Annotated in this window: 17 protein-coding genes; 4 read left to right on the top strand and 13 right to left on the bottom strand. The window is 53.8% G+C overall.

Annotated features, from left to right (window positions below; genetic code table 11):
* Window positions 1-49 precede the first annotated feature (49 nt).
* Window positions 50-1126 (bottom strand): A/G-specific adenine glycosylase, encoded by a 1077-nt coding sequence (locus HW115_RS11390; protein ID WP_178932985.1) that lies wholly within the window; start codon window positions 1124-1126, stop codon window positions 50-52.
* Between the two features lie 91 nt (window positions 1127-1217).
* On the opposite strand from HW115_RS11390, the gene HW115_RS11385 reads away from it, so the two are divergent.
* Both HW115_RS11385 and HW115_RS11380 read left to right on the top strand, forming a co-directional pair.
* Complete coding sequence (locus tag HW115_RS11385) at window positions 1218-1517, top strand: hypothetical protein (protein WP_227021444.1); 300 nt, start codon at window positions 1218-1220, stop codon at window positions 1515-1517.
* A gap of 30 nt (window positions 1518-1547) precedes the next feature.
* A complete protein-coding gene (locus tag HW115_RS11380) occupies window positions 1548-1805 on the top strand; it encodes a GlsB/YeaQ/YmgE family stress response membrane protein (RefSeq protein ID WP_178932981.1) in 258 nt (85 codons plus the stop codon).
* A 30-nt stretch (window positions 1806-1835) separates the two neighbouring features.
* Here the strand turns inward: HW115_RS11380 and serS are convergent, their stop codons facing one another.
* A complete protein-coding gene (serS, locus tag HW115_RS11375) occupies window positions 1836-3110 on the bottom strand; it encodes a serine--tRNA ligase (RefSeq protein WP_178932979.1) in 1275 nt (424 codons plus the stop codon).
* Window positions 3111-3202: 92 nt separating this feature from the next.
* On the opposite strand from serS, the gene HW115_RS11370 reads away from it, so the two are divergent.
* The gene (locus tag HW115_RS11370) at window positions 3203-3601 is read left to right on the top strand and encodes a hypothetical protein (RefSeq protein ID WP_178932976.1); all 399 of its coding nucleotides are present in this window, start codon (window positions 3203-3205) and stop codon (window positions 3599-3601) included.
* 2 nt (window positions 3602-3603) lie between these two features.
* On the opposite strand, the gene HW115_RS11365 is transcribed toward HW115_RS11370, so the two are convergent.
* The 6 genes from HW115_RS11365 to HW115_RS11340 form a co-directional block, all read right to left on the bottom strand.
* Window positions 3604-4251: an ankyrin repeat domain-containing protein gene (locus HW115_RS11365; RefSeq protein WP_178932974.1), complete on the bottom strand. Its 648-nt coding sequence runs from the start codon at window positions 4249-4251 to the stop codon at window positions 3604-3606.
* On the bottom strand, window positions 4244-5758 hold the full coding sequence (locus tag HW115_RS11360; protein ID WP_178932972.1) for an MFS transporter: 1515 nt from the start codon (window positions 5756-5758) through the stop codon (window positions 4244-4246). The genes HW115_RS11365 and HW115_RS11360 overlap by 8 nt, the downstream gene beginning before the upstream one ends.
* Window positions 5759-5969: 211 nt before the next feature.
* The gene (gene fucP / locus HW115_RS11355) at window positions 5970-7340 is read right to left on the bottom strand and encodes an L-fucose:H+ symporter permease (protein ID WP_178932970.1); all 1371 of its coding nucleotides are present in this window, start codon (window positions 7338-7340) and stop codon (window positions 5970-5972) included.
* Window positions 7341-7385: 45 nt separating this feature from the next.
* Window positions 7386-7823, bottom strand: coding sequence for an L-fucose mutarotase (gene fucU / locus HW115_RS11350; protein WP_178932968.1), 438 nt, complete (start codon window positions 7821-7823; stop codon window positions 7386-7388).
* A 77-nt stretch (window positions 7824-7900) separates the two neighbouring features.
* A complete protein-coding gene (locus HW115_RS11345; protein WP_178932966.1) occupies window positions 7901-8869 on the bottom strand; it encodes a glycyl-radical enzyme activating protein in 969 nt (322 codons plus the stop codon).
* A 14-nt stretch (window positions 8870-8883) separates the two neighbouring features.
* Window positions 8884-11175, bottom strand: coding sequence for a pyruvate formate lyase family protein (locus HW115_RS11340; protein ID WP_178932964.1), 2292 nt, complete (start codon window positions 11173-11175; stop codon window positions 8884-8886).
* Window positions 11176-11249: 74 nt separating this feature from the next.
* Here HW115_RS11340 and HW115_RS11335 point away from each other — a divergent pair, with 74 nt between their 5' ends.
* The gene (locus HW115_RS11335; RefSeq protein ID WP_178932962.1) at window positions 11250-12098 is read left to right on the top strand and encodes an AraC family transcriptional regulator; all 849 of its coding nucleotides are present in this window, start codon (window positions 11250-11252) and stop codon (window positions 12096-12098) included.
* A gap of 4 nt (window positions 12099-12102) precedes the next feature.
* On the opposite strand, the gene fucP (HW115_RS11330) is transcribed toward HW115_RS11335, so the two are convergent.
* From fucP (HW115_RS11330) to HW115_RS11310, 5 genes are all read right to left on the bottom strand, one after another.
* Window positions 12103-13485, bottom strand: a complete 1383-nt coding sequence (gene fucP, locus HW115_RS11330; protein WP_178932960.1) for an L-fucose:H+ symporter permease — start codon at window positions 13483-13485, stop codon at window positions 12103-12105.
* Between the two features lie 142 nt (window positions 13486-13627).
* On the bottom strand, window positions 13628-14551 hold the full coding sequence (locus HW115_RS11325) for a lactate/malate dehydrogenase family protein (RefSeq protein ID WP_178932958.1): 924 nt from the start codon (window positions 14549-14551) through the stop codon (window positions 13628-13630).
* A gap of 122 nt (window positions 14552-14673) precedes the next feature.
* Window positions 14674-15810, bottom strand: coding sequence for a class II aldolase/adducin family protein (locus HW115_RS11320; protein ID WP_178932956.1), 1137 nt, complete (start codon window positions 15808-15810; stop codon window positions 14674-14676).
* A gap of 26 nt (window positions 15811-15836) precedes the next feature.
* Window positions 15837-16142 (bottom strand): EutN/CcmL family microcompartment protein, encoded by a 306-nt coding sequence (locus tag HW115_RS11315; protein ID WP_178932953.1) that lies wholly within the window; start codon window positions 16140-16142, stop codon window positions 15837-15839.
* A 65-nt stretch (window positions 16143-16207) separates the two neighbouring features.
* The gene (locus tag HW115_RS11310; RefSeq protein ID WP_178932951.1) at window positions 16208-16465 is read right to left on the bottom strand and encodes a EutN/CcmL family microcompartment protein; all 258 of its coding nucleotides are present in this window, start codon (window positions 16463-16465) and stop codon (window positions 16208-16210) included.
* Window positions 16466-16525: the final 60 nt, after the last annotated feature.

The raw sequence follows: 16525 nt of genomic DNA, 5'->3' as shown, positions 1-16525 counted from the left end.
TAAATTAGTCTTTAAAAAAAGCAAAAAAGGCAAGCTTGGGCCTTGCGTTTTATGCTTGGGCTTCTTGGATCAGGTGTTCCAATGCTCGTCGGTCCGGGCTGGGCATCGGGAGGTTCTCGAGTGTTTCGATTGTGTGCCATTGATCGTGGCTTTCAAGCGTCACAGCGTCCGGGTGGCAGCGGTGGATGTGCAGGGTCACTTGATAGCGCGTGATAGTATACTTGGTGCTCAGTGTGACGGGGAGATCCTGAGTGTCGCTTTGCTGGCGCCGGGGGAGGTGCCACATTCCTTCCCTTCGTTTGCCTTCGGGTTCCTTACTGAGGAGAATGCGGCTATGGGCGTCTTGGCAGAACAGGGCGTGTTCGGTGGTGCGGGTTGCCTTGGTGGCTGCCTTTTTGACTGGGAGGGATTCGGGTTTGCTGCTTTGGCAGAAATGACGGACCGGGCAGAGCATGCAGTCCGGAGACCGGTTTGAGCAATGGGTCTGGCCGAGCTCCATCAGCGCGGAGTTGTAGGCTCTGGGGTTGGAGTTGGAAACCAGTTCCCGTGCCCATTGCCAAAGTTGTTTTTGGCCGCGTCCTGTATCGATGCGTTCTTGGAAATCAAACAGCCGGGAGAAAACCCGGGCGACATTGGCATCAACGATGGCTTGGGCATCATTGTAGGCAAACGAGCTGACGGCACCTGCGGTGTAGGGGCCAATGCCGGGGAGTGCGAGGATGAGATCGTGGCTGAGTGGGAACACCCCATTGTACTCATGGGTGATGGCTCGGGCTGCGGCGTGGAGGTTTCGGGCCCGCCGATAATAGCCCAGCCCTTCCCAGGCTTTCAGAATTTCCTGTTCCGAGGCTTCGGCCATGGCGCGAGGGCATGGGTAGAGGGCGATAAAACGGGCAAAGTGCCCACCGCGGGCATGGTTCTCCTGATTTCCGAGCACCGTGCTGACCTGGGTTTGCTGGAGCATGATCTCGGAAACGAGGATGGCCCAGGGGTCCGTGGTTTGGCGCCAGGGGTAGTCTTTACCATGCGTCTCAAACCAGCGGATCAGGGCGTTTTGAAATGCCCGCTTGTTACGCAAGGGGTGTTTGCTTGGCTCTGGTTTGGTGCCGTGTTTTGGTGTGGGCATGGTCTTAAGTGGTTGAATCGAAGTGGTTTATGCTTGGAGTCTTGCTTGGGGTGGTGTATAGTCCATGGTACGAATCCCCAGAAAGGAGAAAATGATGGAACCTATTCACTTGAGAAAGCAGGACCGCGATTTGTTTGCGGCCATTTTGAGTGTGATCCCGGGAGTGGGACACCTCTACAAGCATCATTATTTGGCAGGCATTGGCATATTGATCGGAGGGAACCTTCTGATGATTTTTGTCACCGGTCTGTTATCCCTCGCAACCTTTGGTGTGGCGTTGATTGTTGTTCCGGTGGCCTATATCGCAGCCGTTGCCTGGGCGGCCCATGAATTGCCGGATTGGCATGGGCATCATGCTTATTTGCACCCGTGGAAGAAAACCGAGCATTAAAAACCAAACGACGATAAAGGAGCAACAGCGATGATTGGATGGATATTATTGGGCTTGATTGCCGGAGCCTTGGCGAAGTGGATTATGCCGGGGAATGATCCGGGTGGTTTTTTTGTTACCGTGTTGATCGGTATCGCCGGGGCTTTTGTCGGTGGCTGGATTGGAAAGATTCTGGACTTTTTGCCTGCAAGCAACCCCGGTGGTATGATTCCCGGCGTGGGTAGTATTCTGACCGCTACCCTCGGTGCCGTGGTTCTTCTCTTCCTCTATCGCAAGATGAAGAGTTGAAACCCGCTGGCCCCGGCCCAAGGCCGATGATCAAGCAATGCTCTCAGCCCCGAAGTAAGGGACCAGAGCCTCGGGGATGAGGATACTGCCGTCCGGCTGTTGGTATTGTTCAATTAAGGCAACAAAGAGCCGGGGTAAGGCGGTTCCAGAACCGTTCAGGGTGTGGCAAATCTGGTTTTTGCCATCGGCATCTTTGAAACGCAGGCGCATTCTTCTTGCTTGGTAGTCACCGAAATTCGAGCAGGACGAGACTTCGAGGAACTTGTTTTGTCCTGGGGACCAGACCTCGATATCGTAGGTTTTGGTCGAAGAAAATCCGATGTCTCCGGTGCAGAGTTCGATCACGCGGTAGTGGAGTCCGAGTTTTTGCAGGATGGCCTCGGCGTGTCCGGTGAGGGCTTCGAGTCCGTCGGCGGATTGTTCCGGGTGGATGATTTGCACGAGTTCTACCTTGTCGAATTGATGCATGCGGATGATCCCGCGGTTTTCACGTCCAGCACTTCCGGCTTCGCGGCGGAAGCAGGGAGTGTAGGCGGTCAGCTTGACCGGGAGTTCCTCTTCTTTGAGCAGGGTTTCGCGGTAGAGATTGGTGACTGGAACTTCGGCGGTCGGGGCGAGGAACAGGGAGTTTTCTTCGATCCCATACATGTCGTCTTCGAACTTGGGAAGCTGACCGGTGCCTTCCATACACTCACGTTTGATGATGTGTGGCACGTTGACTTCTTCGTAGCCGTGTTCCTCACTCTGGGTATTAAGTAGGAACTGAATCAGGGCGCGTTCGAGCCGTGCGCCTTTGCCTCGGTAGACGACGAAGCCGGATCCGGTGATCCGGGTGCCATCGTCAAAGCTGATCAGGCCGTGTTTTTCAGCCAGCGCAACGTGGTCGAGAGGTTCGGCAATGTCCGGCTTTTCACCCCAGGTGCGCAGTTCCGGATTCGCGGTTTCATCGGCACCGATCGGGCACTCAGCGTGGGGAAGATTCGGGATGCTCATCAGGAGCTCACTTTGGCGGCTGCCTGCTTTTTCGGAGGTCTTGTCGAGTTCGGCGATTTGTTCACCAATGTTCCGCACCTCTTCTTTGATGGCTTCGGCTTCGTCTGCCTTGCCCTGACCCATGAGGGCACCGATTTGTTTGGATCTTTGCTTCCGCTGGGATTGCAGGGATTGTTTGTCCGTCTCGGCCTTGCGTCGGGTTTCGTCGCAGGCGAGGACTTCGTCGATCAGGAGGTGGGCATCGCCGCCGCGGGTTGCGAGGCGGGATTTGATGCTGTCGGCGTTTTCGCGGATGGCTTTGATATCAAGCATGGCGCGGGATTCATAACGGATCCGGACAATTTTTAAACCACGAATCGCACCAATCTGACGAATTTTTCTACGGGTCGATGATGGCGGAAACCATGGAAGACACTGAAAACAGGCAAAAGGGGGTATGCCGGGCTCAGACCTACGATTACTTTTTGGTATTTGGAGTTTGGTATTTGGCCCTTATCCTCTGTAGGGTTCTGCCGATGGCAAACAAGAGAGCAAGTTGGGTGATGGTGTGTATGGGGCTGGCCCGGATGATTCTCCACTCGCGTGAGATGCGCCGTAAGATCCTGATGCAGCTTGTGCTGGTGCTCTTGGTCGTGGTAGCTCTGGGCGCCTGGCCCTTGTCTGGCTGGCTCGGCAGCCATATCTGGCTGTTTCTGATTTGGTGGGGGATCTCGATGATCTACGGCCTGATGATCATCTTGCTTGCCATTTACGACATGCTGGCCGTGGTCACTGAGGAGCGGGGGAAAAGTAAAGACGAGTGATCTTATGGCTTGGAGAGCAGGGTGATAATTTTTTTATATCCCGCTTCTTTATCGGGGTATTTCTTCATTCCCAGAGTGGCGAGGTCGATCGCCATTTGTTCTGACTTGGTTTGCACTTGGGTATTGGCTCCGTGTTGAGTGAGCATTTCGATGACTTTGGCATTACCGCGCATCGCCGCCAGAGTGAGGGCAGTGTGCCCTTGCAGTCCGACCAGTTCATGAGAGGCTTTGGCCTCGAGCAATTGTTCCACAACAAGAGGCATGCCACTCCATGACGCCCACATCAAAGCGCTCCACCCATGGCTGTCTTGTTGGTCAATTGCCGCACCGTTGGTGATTAGGACCGGGATCATTGGAGCTCGTTTTTTATCGGCTTCCGCAGTGCGGTCGAGAGAGTCGTAATTGACATAGGCTGCTCGCATCAGAGCGGTTCGCTTATGGCTATCGAGCTGGTTGATATCGAGCGATCCTGACTCGGCCAGGGAGGTGAGTTTCTCAATTTTTTCCTGGTTGATAGCAGTGACTAGTGGAGCGTCTTTCACACCTTTGTCCTTGAGGAATGAAAAGCCGTAGTCGGCAATCAATACAAAAATAGTAGATGCTAAAAAGAGAATGAATCCGTCAAAAAGAATGGTTTTCAGTTTATTCATGGTCAGCTCCTTTCTGATCAGGTTTCGATGTTTCATCCTCTGTGGCCTCTGTGGCGGCTGCAGGTTCGCTGGTAATAAAGTTTCGCAGAGCTATGACCGCGATTGGGCTCAACACCGCAAGGAGAAGGTAAATCATCCACATGAATTCAGGGGAATCGGTGTAGGAAATGTTGCCCGTTTCGATTTTAGGACGGACCCCATCATAGCAGTAGCGTGAGATGAGAATGCCGCTGACAAATCCATTGATGGGCTTGGAAATAAATGTGGGAAGTGCGGATAGCGCCATGTAGGATGAGACTCGATCCTGAGGGGCGACCGATGCGATGTATTCCATGAACCGAGGGTTGAAGATAAGTTCTCCGATCGCAAAAACCAGGATTTGAGTGACGATGATAAAGAGATAGGCTTGGGTCAGGTTGTTAATGCCGGGGAGGCTCATCACCCAATCGATGGGGATGGCCAGTAGGATCAGAGATGCTGCGGATATGGTCATGCCGACGATGATCAACTTGATGGTTGAGTAGCGGTTAATGATCGGGATCAGGATAATCAAACCAATGACGATGATGGTCGGGTTGATCGAGTTGGCGAGCCCCAGCTCAAAGTCGCTGTAGAGGAGGCGGGTGTAATATTTGGGCATCACCAGAAACTGATGGGTGAAGACCAGTCGGACGCCGATCGTGAGGGTGAGGAAAAGCAGTAGTTTTTGAAATGCTTTTTCTCTCCAGACTTCCATAAAAATGGCAAGTGGGCGACGGTTTTCGTCTTGATTGGTAACACGCTCACTTTCTTCCGCGTAATTGTCTTCATCGATTCTGGAAGCACAGACGACAGCGCAAATAGACATCACAAAACCAAAGTCAAGAATGGCAAGGTTTCCTTGGACGGGTCCAAAGGTGCGGCGGAAGCCATCGATTACGATTGCTGAGGCAATGATGGCTGCGATATTCATCAGCAGGTAATAGACATTGAACCCAGTCGCCCGTGTATCTTTACTGGTGAAACGCCGTAGGGAAGTCATGATGACCGGCCCCATAAAGGCGGTTCCAAGCGCCATGATGATAATGGCGGCTTTGACACTCCAGGCGAGATCACTTGCGAGAAAAAACTCAGGAGGGTTGGTGACTCCAAAACGTGTAAATATCGATTCTGCGGTGTGTTTGATACCGTAGGAGCTGATGTAGGCTGGAGCAAAGCCCAAAATCCCCCGGGAGACGGCGAGTAGTCCCAGCCCGATATAGAGAGATTTTTTAATGCCGATGGTATCGCAGATGGAGCCGACGGCAAAGACAAAGGCGGTAATGTAGAGGGTGAAAATACCCACCCAGACGCCAGAATTGACATCATTAAACCCACAGTTGTCTGTGAGGTAGAGGGCTAAAACCGTGATCATCGAGAAATACGCCAGCCCATCAAAAAACTGAATCGCATTGGTTAGCCAGAAGTCTTTGGAGGCGCTTTTCAGAACCTTGAACTCGGAAAAGTAGTTCGTAACAGAATTAAGCATAAGGGAAGAGTTGGATCATTAAGGAGATCGCATCATTGTGGGATGTTGACGCTTGTCCAGCGTGAAAATCAAGATCGGAAGATAAACGCAGGAATGAGTAACTTGTGCTCTGCTTTTGATCAAGAACGCTCGATGTGTCGAAGTTCTAGACATCAAAAAGCCCGGAGAAGCGATCTCCGGGCTTGATTGTCCTTTTGAAAGGTTCGGTCAATTATGCGGACTCAGATTGGGCTTCATCGGTGGATTTCATCGAGTAGATGGCATACACTGCGATTACGATGAAGCAAACAAGTGGAACGACGTAGGATTTGGCTGCTGCTGCTCCCATCATCCCTTCTTCGCTGCCACCAAAAATGTCGATGAGCTTACCTTGTAGCAGTGTGAGTAGCGCTCCACCGAGAATGGCCATGATCAGTCCCGAGGCCCCTAGTTTGGTAGCTTCACCCAGGCCTCGTGATCCCAGACCGAAGATGGTCGGGAACATCAGAGACATAAAGACAGATGTGGAGATCAAACAAATGACACCCAAGGTAAATGGGGCTTCACCGACGAAGGGAATATACCCTTGGAAGGCCATCTTATCTCCGCCGAAGATTACTCCGAGTGAGCATAAGGTTCCCATCCCTGCGGCAAATGCGAGGAGTGTGCTGGGTTTGAAATACGCCATTAATGCGGTAAAGACCCAGCGGGAAAGTGAGAAGGAAATGATGGCAATCATATGATAGTTCATCGCCTCACTGTCAGCGACTCCCAGTTGTCCCGTGATGTAGTGGAAGGTGTAGGTCCAAACAGCGATTTGTGCTCCCACATAGAAAAACTGGGCGACGACGGCAAAGATGTAGTTTGGCTTGGACAAGAGGAAAGAAATGGTTTCGCCAACGTGGGCTTTTTTATCGTGCTCCTTGATTACGGGCATTTTTTTGTTGGTCGCGATCATGACCCATAAAACAATCAGCACGAGCGCCGCGATGAAGTAAGGCGTCATGACGATGTTGAGCTGTTCTACCTGGATTGCTTGAACCTCGTCTGCGGGCATACCTTCTTCAATGCGGGCATTAACCACTTCAAGTTTTGTCAGGATGGCAAACTTGCAAAGGAAGAGACCGATCAGGGATCCTACTGGGTTAAATGATTGGGCGAGGTTGAGGCGGCGGGTTGCCGTTTCCTCTGGTCCCATGGCAATGATGTAGGGGTTGGCATTTGTCTCAAGGATGGAAAGTCCGCCGGCGAGCACGAAAAAGGCAAACAAAAACGGAGTGAACGAGAGCATCAAGCTGGCTGGATAGAAAAGCAATCCGCCAAGGATGTAGATACCCAAACCTGCCAGTACACCACATTTATAGCCAAATTTTCTCGCAATGACGGCACCCGGAATGGCCAAGACGAAGTAAGCACCATAAAAGGCATTTTGAATTAAGGCTGTTTGGGCTGTGCTGAGTTCCGGGAAAATTTTCAGGAAAGCTTTGACCAGCGGGTCCGTCATATTGTTAGCTAGCCCCCACATCGCGAAGCAGGTAGAGAGCAAAATAAAGGGGAAAAGGATGCTTTTCGGGACGATGGCACTTGGTTTTTGTTCAGACATGGTGTTGTTTTGTTTGATTGGACTGATAGATCGGGCACGAGTTTTCTATGAACTGATCGGGGTGACTCCTTTTTTCAGGATGATGTTGGCGTATTTATTGACATCGCCGGTGGCGACAACGGCGTGGGCGTTGCGAACGCGCTCGTAATAGGCATAGCGTTCGAGCCGTGAAATCTTCGGGTTGAGCTCGCTGTGGCGTGCGATGACTTCGGCGTAGGAACCTTCGACTGTTGGGGCCAGGCTGTCGCCTTCAACGGCTTCCATCGTAATGACAGGCGCAGGGTCATAGGCATCGAGTTCAAAGAGAGGGAGGATGGCATCGAGTAAGTCCGGGATGCTAAGTCCGTCGGCCCGGATCACGGTGTCGCTGAATTCGTGGGCTGGAAAATGCCCGTCGGCGAGCAGGATTTCTTCGCCGTGGCCCATGCGGCAGAGTGTGGCTAGCAGTTCGGGTGATAGAATCGGTGATATTCCTTTGAGCATGGCGAAGGAATCTATAGGTGGGGGCTTGGTGGTGTCAAGGTGTAAGCTCGGTAATTAAAGGGCTCGAGCCCGTTGGATTATCCTTTTCGAGTCCTGCCGCTGAGTATGATTTGGGCCTTGTTCAGTCGGCATTGAGTTGTGGCTGTCTGATGGAGCGCCTGGGCTTCCGAGTGGCTCATCAAGGGCGCATGCTCAAAGGGCCATACTCGATGAAGTTGATGGTATTTGTTAGCACATAACGGGTTGAATGTGCAGAGTTCCCAGCGGGAGATCGTGTCATTGAATTCGGCATCAATAATGTGGGCAAGGCCGGTGATGTTTTCTTCGGTAGCGGTCACAGAGGGAATGAGCGGGGTGCGAATCCAAAGTTGAAGGTCGTCACGTTGGCGGACGTGGCGAGCTGTGATGTGCAAGTTATCGAGGATGCGGGCGTTGTCGTCCCCGGTCCATTGTGTGTGCATTTTCGGATCGGCAATTTTGAGGTCGAAGAGGATGAGCTTGCAGTGTGGCAGCAGGGCTTCGATTGCTTCGGCTGATCCATGGCCACAGGTGTCGATGGCTGTGTGGATTCCCTTTTGCTGGCAGCGTTGAAGGAGGTCGCGGGTAAATCGCCACTGGGAGAGAGGTTCGCCGCCGCTCACCGTGATGCCACCACCACCGGTGATGTAGAACATTGAGTCTTTTTCAATTTCACGCATGAGCTCGTCGATCGACCAGTCCTCGCGCAAGGCTTCCATTGCCTTCGCCGGGCAGGCGTTGACGCAGCGGTAGCAGCCGTTGCAGAGCTCTCGATCAATGCGCATGCCCTCGGCTGCCAGCTCTAGCGCATTTTTCGGACACGCCGTGATGCAGTCCTGGCAGGCGATGCATTTGTCGGCGTGCCACCAGACTTCCCTCACGCTGCTGATTGCCTCCGGGTTATGGCACCAGGCACAGCGTAAGGAGCACCCTTTTAGGAAGATGGTGGTGCGCATTCCCGGACCGTCGTGTGTCTGCATGCGGCGCACACTGAAGGTGTGGCCTTTTCGCTCGATCCGTGGAAGCATACGCATTGGGTGATTTAGTCTTCAAGCGAGCCGTAGTTGACGCGTTCAACAAATTCTTTTTGGAACTGGCGGTCCATTTTGGTGAAGTGGGCGGAGTAACCGGTGACCTTGACGACGATGTCGTCGTATTCGGTTTTTTCCGGATGTTCGTAGGCGTCGCGCAGTTCTTCGAGGTCGAAAACGTTGAGGTTGATCTGGACGCCTCCTTTCAGCATGAAGGCCGTGGCAAAGTTGTCGACGAGAGCTCCTCGTGCGACGTGTTCCGGGAAGTAGCTTGGATGGAGTTCGATTTGCATCGAGCCCCCTTGATACTTGGCGAAGTCGAGTTTGCAGAACGAGTTGGCAGTCGCGGTCATACCGTTTTTATTTCGCCCGTGCATTGGGTTCATACCATGGGCGAGAGGTTCGGATTTTTTGCGGCCATCCGGGGTGGCTCCGAGGTAGGGGCCGGCAACCGTGTGACCCATATATTGGAACAGAGACGGACGGAAGTTGCCTCCTTTGATATTACGTTTGGATTCGAGGACTTCGCGCAGTTGCTCGGAAACTTGAACCGCCATCGCATCCACGCCATCTTCATCGTTGCCGAATTTTGGTAGATTCAGCAGGCTAAGGCGCATGGCTTCTTCTCCGTCGCCGGTCCAGTCACGGGCACAGGCGTCACGCACTTGTTCCAGAGTGAACTTTTTGTTTTCAAAGACTGCGGATTTGATCGCGTAGAGTGAGTCAACGACGTTGGGGACGCCGAGGGCGTTGACCGAGACAAAGTTGTAATCAACGGCTCCGAAGTCGGTCATGTCGCGGCCTTTTTCGATCGGGCCATGCATCATCAGCGAGCAGACCATTTCCGGCCAGAGCTGCGCATGGTGTTTGTAGGCTTCATTTTTAAAATCGACGAGAGCGTCACAGGTGCGATCAACCTCATGGCAGTAGATGTCCCAGAATGGGGTCCAATGGCTGACGTTTTTCTCGATTGCAAGATTGATGGCCCGCTGCATCGGGCTGATCAGGACGACGCAGTTGACATCCTGATCCTGGTATTCCCGCCCGACGCCGCAGTACCACTGACAGCCGCTGTAGGAGACATTCCAGGCGTCTTCGGGCTTATAGCCGCTGCGTAGTTCGGAGGCGTGGATGACATCGTAGTTCACCAGAGCGGGAACACCGCAGCCGTGGCGTCCAACGACGTCGCAGGAGTAGCGCCAGAAATCTGGGTCGATGTCGGTGTGCCACATGACTCCGAATTGATTATATCCACCGACCATGTCGTAGGCTTCGAGACCGATCCAGCTCATCTCGTTGGTGGCGTCCGATCCATCCTGAAGTCGGCCTCCGTAGCTCAGGTGCGGGCCGTATTTTAGATACCATTCGGCCATGAGTTCACGGGCGCGGTCGCGGTCGATGAGGCCCTCGGCTTTGTCGTGCTGGTAAAAACGGTTCAGGAGAAGGTCGAAACGCCCGTAGCCATTTCCGTGTCCGTTGATGCGCTCACAGATCATGTACAGGTAGATGAATTGGAGCGCCTCGTGATAGGTGGAGGGGCGGGATTCGGCGATGTGCGCACAGACTTCGGCGGTGGTCTGGTAGGATTTCTTCAGCTCCGGATCGTCAGTTTGTTCTGCAAGTTGGGCCGCTTTGTCGCTGTGTCGTTGGATAAAGTCGATGATGGCGAGGATGATTTGCTCGCTGGCATCGAGGTAGGAGACACCTTGTTCGTCACCATGTTGGCACAGTCGTTTGCGGTTGCTGCGGACTTTTTCAAGCAGGCCGCACCAGCCGAGTTCGAGGCCAATCGAGAGGTCCGGGCAGGTGTGGGCGAGGCTGAACCCGCCGGCGCCGAGTTCTCTGGCCTTCAGGCCGAGCCGGGCGTGGGAGTCTGGGAATTTGTAGTGACGGGCTTCATCAAGCTGCCAGTGGTATTCGCCGACGATTTGTTCATGCGGGTGGACTTCAGCCTCACTGTGGCGGAGGAAATACGCATAATCTTTGGCCCAGTTGGTGACGGTTGCTTCGTAGCCTTCGACTTTCGACGGCATTTGATCGGCGTAGGGGAAGGGGCCTCCGACATCGATGCGGCAGGTGTGGTCGCCAACATTGATGCGTTCATCTTCGCTGGCAGCATTTTCACCTGTTGCGGCGGCGAAGGTTTCGGCCTTGCCCGACCAGTGGTAAATGAGAAACTCGGCATTGTCGCAGTAGAGGTCGCGTTTGTGACTGCGTGCGAGCTCGTTTCGGCGTTCGCGTAAGTAGGCAAGTCGTTCGTTGATTTGAAACGCGGATGGAACGGTATGGTCGGTCGTTTTCATAGCCGACAACATCTTATGAAAGAGAAGGGCATTCATCAATGTAAGGTTTTGTGTTGTTTTTGTATCTCATTGATATGGACTTTATCTCTCAAGAAGAAGCTGGAGGTGGTTACCGATGGAGGAATATCCCGTATGATCCTTTGTTTTCTGGTGCATCGTTTCATGTATTATGCGGATATCGGATGCAGTTGGGGCGAGAATGGAAAAATCAGTCGGTTCGAACGCACTATGCCCGTTTGTATTATGTTGAGGAGGGGGAGGCCGTTCTGGAGTTTGACGATGAGGTGCTGCGTTTGCGGCCAGGGTATCTGTATTTGATTCCTTCGAATGTATTTCACCGGCACCGCTGTGAGGAGTCGATCACATTGATGTGGTGCCATTTTCGTGCGGAGATGCACGATGGCATTGGGTTATTTGAGATGCTGCGGGTGCCTCGTGAACTGAAAGTGGAATCGAGGCAAGAAGTGGAGTCCAATTTCCGAGAGTTGTTGGCGGCGATGGAGGTGCACAGTGGTTGGGGCGAATTGAAGCGTACGCAGCAGCTGTTGGGCTTGTTGATGCCTTTTTTAGCGGCAGACAGTGATTCGTTGCTGCGGCACGACCGTGCGAGTTACCTTCCGGTTTTCCGCTATCTTGACAGCCACTTGCATGAGGGCTTGGGGCTTGATGTTTTGGCCGAACAAATGGGGTTGAGTCCGGAGCATTTTTGCCGGGTGTTCAAGCGTGATTTTCAGGTGACACCGATGCGTTACGTGATGCGTCGTCGAGTGCATTTGGCGCAGCAGTTACTTTGTCAGACGAACCTCAAGCATTACGACATCAGCGATCGTTGCGGCTTTTCAGACACCTATCATTTCTCCAAGGTCTTTAAGCAGATGGTGGGGGTGACGCCCTCGGCATACCGGGGTCAGCACGTTTCCTAGTCGTTTAGAGCGCGGCAGGCTCGTCGGTGTGAGCTTTGCGTTCGGTGCTGAGATCGAAGAACCCGTAGAAGGCAACAATGATGAAGCAGGCCAGCGGCACAATGTAGGACACGGGCACGCTGCTGATCTTGAGGATGTATCCTTGGAGTAAGGGAAACAAGGCCCCGCCAAGGATTGCCATGACCAGACCGGCAGCACCGATTTTAGTGTCGTTTCCCAGTCCGTGGAGGGCGATGCCGTAAATGGTCGGGAACATCAGCGACATGCAGGCGGAGATGCCGATGAGGCATAGAACGCTGCTGAGGTTGGCCGAGGCCATCACCGCGACACAAAGCGCAATGGCGATCAAGGCAAGCGTGGTGAGCATGATGCTCGGGCGGATGAGCTTCATCAGCAAGGTGCAGATGAAACGAAACGTCAAAAAGATGAATAGTGCAAAAAAATGATAGATGCCGGCCATGTTTTCACCGGCGAAGTTCTGGGTATCGAAACCGAAATGATCGACGACACCCAGTAGTCCTGAGGTTTCGAGGAAGCGGGTCAGGGGCGCTCCATTGCCATGTTCATAAATGGCGGAGATGTAGTGGATGGTGAAGGTCCAGACGCAGATCTGGGCGGCAACGTAAAAAAATTGGGCTATGACTCCGAAGGTGTAATGCTTGTTGTGGAGCAGGCGGTCGAAGGTTCCCTTGAGGTCGAAGGATGATGTTTCTTTGGATGCTTTGGGCATCTTCATAAAAGCAAAAATCAACCAGAGCAGCAGGAGGGTGAAGGCCATGCCGATGTATGGTGTCATTACGGCGGCAAGTTCACTTTGCTGGATTGCCGTGAGTTCTTCAGCGGGCATGGCTGCGCGTTCTTTGTCAGTGGCGGGGTTGATATTTGGCAGGATGAACGCGGCGGCAAGTCCGGTTCCGATGAGCGACCCGACCGGGTTGAACGACTGGGCCAGATTGAGTCGTTGGGTGGCGGTGTCTTCGTCACCTAGCGCGAGGATGTAGGGGTCGCAGCTGGTTTCCAGAATGGAGAGTCCTCCAGCGAGAATGAAAATCGAAATCAGAAACAGATTGAAGGCCATCAATTGGCTGGCCGGGTAAAATAAAAAGGCTCCGATGACAAACATGCCCAGCCCGACCAGGACTCCGGTTTTATAGGACCACTTTTTGATGATGAAGGCGGCGGGGAGAGCGAGGCAGAAATAGGCGCCGTAGAATGAGAACTGCACAAAGGCAGACTGCACAGGTCCCATACTGAAGATGCGGCTGAAGGTTTTTACCAACGGGTCCGTCATGTTGTTCGCCAGCCCCCACGCGGCAAAACATGAGGTGAGCAGGATGAATGTAAGGAGGTGCTTCTTTGGGACGACAGGTGTTTTCTGATGTGTCATGGCTGTGCGTGGATCGCTGGATGGGAAGTGCCGTGTCACAGGGGGTGCCTATAGTGGGTGCCGGGCAGGGAGAGTGGATAGCAGGAAGGTGAGAAAAAAAAGAGCCTTGCTCCGATTGGGGAAGGCTCTTGATTAAGGTTGGTTAGGAAATGTTGGAGAGCATTTGTTGCAGGGCTCTGGCTGATGCTTGGAGGCCTTGTTTTTCTTTTGGCCAAAGATCGATTTCGACATGTTGCTCGGCTCCCGCCCGGCCGACGACCGTGGGCACGCTGAGGCAGACGTCTTTCAGTCCGTAGCAGCCGGTTTGCAGACTGGAGACGGGAAGCATTTGTTTTTTATCCAAAGCGATGGAGTGAACGGTTTCTGCGATAGTGGCGCCAACGGCCCAACCAGCGCCACCCTTGCGGGAAATGACTTCGGCTCCGGATTTTTTCGTGCGTTCGAAGATCTGACGTTGGTAGTTGGCGTCACAGCCATCGACTCCTGAGAGTGGCAGTCCCCCGACGGTGGCGGATGACCAGATGGGCAGCATGCTGTCGCCGTGTTCTCCGAGGATCAGGGCCTTCACCTGAGTCGGGGCCAGATTGAGGTCGTTGGCGATGAGTGAACGGAAGCGGGCGGTGTCGAGCATCGTTCCCAAGCCAATGACCTGATTGCTGGGAAGTCCGAGGTAGCTAACCGCGAGGTGGGTCAGGATGTCGACTGGGTTGGAGACGACAAAGACGATGGCATCGTCTTTCATACCGGCAGACTTGATGCTGTTGAGAATTTGAGAGAACAGACCGACGTTGCGGTTGATCAGGTCGAGGCGGCTTTCGTCCGGTTTGCGGCGCAGTCCCGCAGTGATGACAAAGAGGTCGGAGTCGGACGCCCGTTCGTAGTCGCCCGCGTAGATACGCTGGTCGGCCAGGCAGGAGGCTCCGTGCAGGAGGTCGAGAGCTTCACCTTCGGCAAGTTCGGTGTTGGCGTCCAGGATTTGAATTTCAGAGACGATGCCGGCGCACTGCAGGCAGATCGCCGCATTGGAGCCGACGCGGCCACCGCCGCCGATGATGGTTGTTTTCATGGTTTTGAGTTATCGGTTATCGGTTGCCAGTTATCGGTTATCAGTGAATCGTTACCAGGTTGCGTAACCTGAAATGATTGGGTAATCATCCCATTAACGCATCACGGCTAAGGGATGAGTCTCTAGCTCATTTTATTCATGATCTCGTTGGTGAGTTGTTTGACGAGAACTTCGGCTTCGGAGTTGAGTTGGGATGGATCATCGGCGGCGGGCACCTGGCAGACGGCGCCGGGCCGGAATTCATCGTTTTGGCAGAGTTCGCACTCTTTCATGCCTTCGCGTGGGTCTTCCATGCCGATGGATCGACGAATCTCGAAGATGTCCTGCATTTTTTCATATGGAATTTTCTGGAGTTTGCCGCCGTTGAGTTGGCTGGCTACCCAGACGGTTTGGCAGGCGGTTTCCATGTTTTCCATCTTCCAGTAAGTGTCTTCGGGATCGGTTCCCCAGGTCATCACCCCGTGGTTTGCCAGAAGGATGGCCGGGTTGTCTTTGGCTATATCGGCGACGGCGTCGCAGATTTCCTTGCTGCCCGGAGTGTGGTAACCCACCAGCTTGATAGCTCCGGTGAAGATCTCGGCTTCCGAGCAGAGGCAGGTCGGGGGCTCGATGCCGGCGACGGCAAAGGCCGTGGAATAGGGTGGGTGACCGTGGATCACACTTTTTGCCTTGGGCTGCACCTTCATGATGGCAAGGTGGGTGTTGGCCTCGGACGTCCGCTTGCGCCAGCCGGCTTTTTGGTTGCCGTCTAAATCGATTAAAGCGATTTCGTCCGCCTTGAGTTCACCTTTGGATCGCAGGGTGGGGGTGCAGAGCACCAGGTTGTCTCCGACGCGCACGGTGATGTTTCCGCCATTGCCGTCGACCATGTTGCGGGCCCACATTTTGTGAGCGGTGCGGACCATGTCGTCCTTGAGTTTCAAGATTTCGGGGGAGTGGAAAAAACGTTGGATTTCCTCCGGGGTGTTAGGGTCACCTCCGGGAACCCAGTGGTATTCCATGCTGGGCACGATGGGCTCGGGTGGCACAGCTGGAATGCCTGCTGGCAGTGGCGGAAAGCGGTCGTTGTTGACTGATCCGGCAGCAGAACGAACAGCGGGGCTTGAAGGCCCGCTGCGGAGGTTCGGCATGGTTTTTCCTGCATCGCGGATGGCATCCTTGGCCGAGGGCGTGAGAATGGATCCTGCAGGGATGGTCTTCAGGCATGTGCCTTGCTTAAGCATGGCTTCGATGTCTTTGGCTGTGTAGACTTTCTTCATGGTTGAAAAGGTAGCTTGGGTAAAAATTAGTGAGTGGGGGCCTCGTAGTGAAGGGTGTCGAAAATGGCGAGGCTGATGGCATCGATCGGTGTTGGCTGCTCGAAGGGGGCGGTGGCTTCGGCTCCTTCGACGAAGCCGATGATATCACCTTCTCCGGCTCCCAGGTTGTCGTAGACGACGAGTGATGGCTGGCTTGTTAGCCCGGGTTGACGGCTGATGCAGGAATTGAGTTGAGCGGTGTCCACCGGGTTCACCAGTAGCCAGCGGGCACCCGTGAGGGAATCCTCCTGGGTGTGCATGGTGACTTTTCCGATGACTTGGCCGATACGCATTGGATAGTTATTGGGAAATAGTTATTAGGAAATAGGGGATGATTGCGCCGCCGGGGCGGCGGATTTTAGGAGTCGATGACGCCTTGGATGAACATTCGGGCGGGTGAGTGGTCGTCGTGCACAATGCCACGGGCCTCGATGCCGTCGGTGCTGACAAAGACTTTTTGGTGCATGCCCGCGCCGAAGAGGTCGATGGCTACAAACGGTGTGCCGGATGCCTTTTCTTCCGCATCCAGTTGTTGGCAAAGCAGCATTTTGAAGCCATTCAGCGAAGGGTGTTTCGCTGTGGCAACGGCCTTTCCAACTACTTGGGCGTGGATCATAGGGTGGACAGTTAATAGTTAATTTATCAGGTAGTAAGTTTTTTGCTGCCGCTGGGGCGG

Origin of the sequence: Oceaniferula marina (assembly GCF_013391475.1) — a bacterium.
In the GTDB taxonomy this organism is placed as follows: Bacteria; Verrucomicrobiota; Verrucomicrobiia; order Verrucomicrobiales; family Akkermansiaceae; genus Oceaniferula; species Oceaniferula marina.
Note: the sequence above shows the minus strand (reverse complement) of the source record. Positions and strands in the feature narration are given on the sequence as shown.

Excerpts from the sequence above, each read along its gene's own strand:
- HW115_RS11380 (WP_178932981.1), top strand. The coding sequence starts at position 1,548 with ATGATTGGATGGATATTATTGGGCTTGATTGCCGGAGCCTTGGCGAAG.
- HW115_RS11385 (WP_227021444.1), top strand. The coding sequence starts at position 1,218 with ATGATGGAACCTATTCACTTGAGAAAGCAGGACCGCGATTTGTTTGCG.
- HW115_RS11325 (WP_178932958.1), bottom strand. The coding sequence starts at position 14,551 with ATGAAAACAACCATCATCGGCGGCGGTGGCCGCGTCGGCTCCAATGCG.
- HW115_RS11360 (WP_178932972.1), bottom strand. The coding sequence starts at position 5,758 with ATGCTTAATTCTGTTACGAACTACTTTTCCGAGTTCAAGGTTCTGAAA.
- HW115_RS11335 (WP_178932962.1), top strand. The coding sequence starts at position 11,250 with ATGGACTTTATCTCTCAAGAAGAAGCTGGAGGTGGTTACCGATGGAGG.
- fucP (WP_178932960.1), bottom strand. The coding sequence starts at position 13,485 with ATGACACATCAGAAAACACCTGTCGTCCCAAAGAAGCACCTCCTTACA.
- fucP (WP_178932970.1), bottom strand. The coding sequence starts at position 7,340 with ATGTCTGAACAAAAACCAAGTGCCATCGTCCCGAAAAGCATCCTTTTC.
- HW115_RS11310 (WP_178932951.1), bottom strand. The coding sequence starts at position 16,465 with ATGATCCACGCCCAAGTAGTTGGAAAGGCCGTTGCCACAGCGAAACAC.
- HW115_RS11320 (WP_178932956.1), bottom strand. The coding sequence starts at position 15,810 with ATGAAGAAAGTCTACACAGCCAAAGACATCGAAGCCATGCTTAAGCAA.
- HW115_RS11340 (WP_178932964.1), bottom strand. The coding sequence starts at position 11,175 with ATGAAAACGACCGACCATACCGTTCCATCCGCGTTTCAAATCAACGAA.
- HW115_RS11365 (WP_178932974.1), bottom strand. The coding sequence starts at position 4,251 with ATGAATAAACTGAAAACCATTCTTTTTGACGGATTCATTCTCTTTTTA.
- HW115_RS11390 (WP_178932985.1), bottom strand. The coding sequence starts at position 1,126 with ATGCCCACACCAAAACACGGCACCAAACCAGAGCCAAGCAAACACCCC.
- HW115_RS11315 (WP_178932953.1), bottom strand. The coding sequence starts at position 16,142 with ATGCGTATCGGCCAAGTCATCGGAAAAGTCACCATGCACACCCAGGAG.
- fucU (WP_178932968.1), bottom strand. The coding sequence starts at position 7,823 with ATGCTCAAAGGAATATCACCGATTCTATCACCCGAACTGCTAGCCACA.
- HW115_RS11345 (WP_178932966.1), bottom strand. The coding sequence starts at position 8,869 with ATGCTTCCACGGATCGAGCGAAAAGGCCACACCTTCAGTGTGCGCCGC.
- serS (WP_178932979.1), bottom strand. The coding sequence starts at position 3,110 with ATGCTTGATATCAAAGCCATCCGCGAAAACGCCGACAGCATCAAATCC.
- HW115_RS11370 (WP_178932976.1), top strand. The coding sequence starts at position 3,203 with ATGGAAGACACTGAAAACAGGCAAAAGGGGGTATGCCGGGCTCAGACC.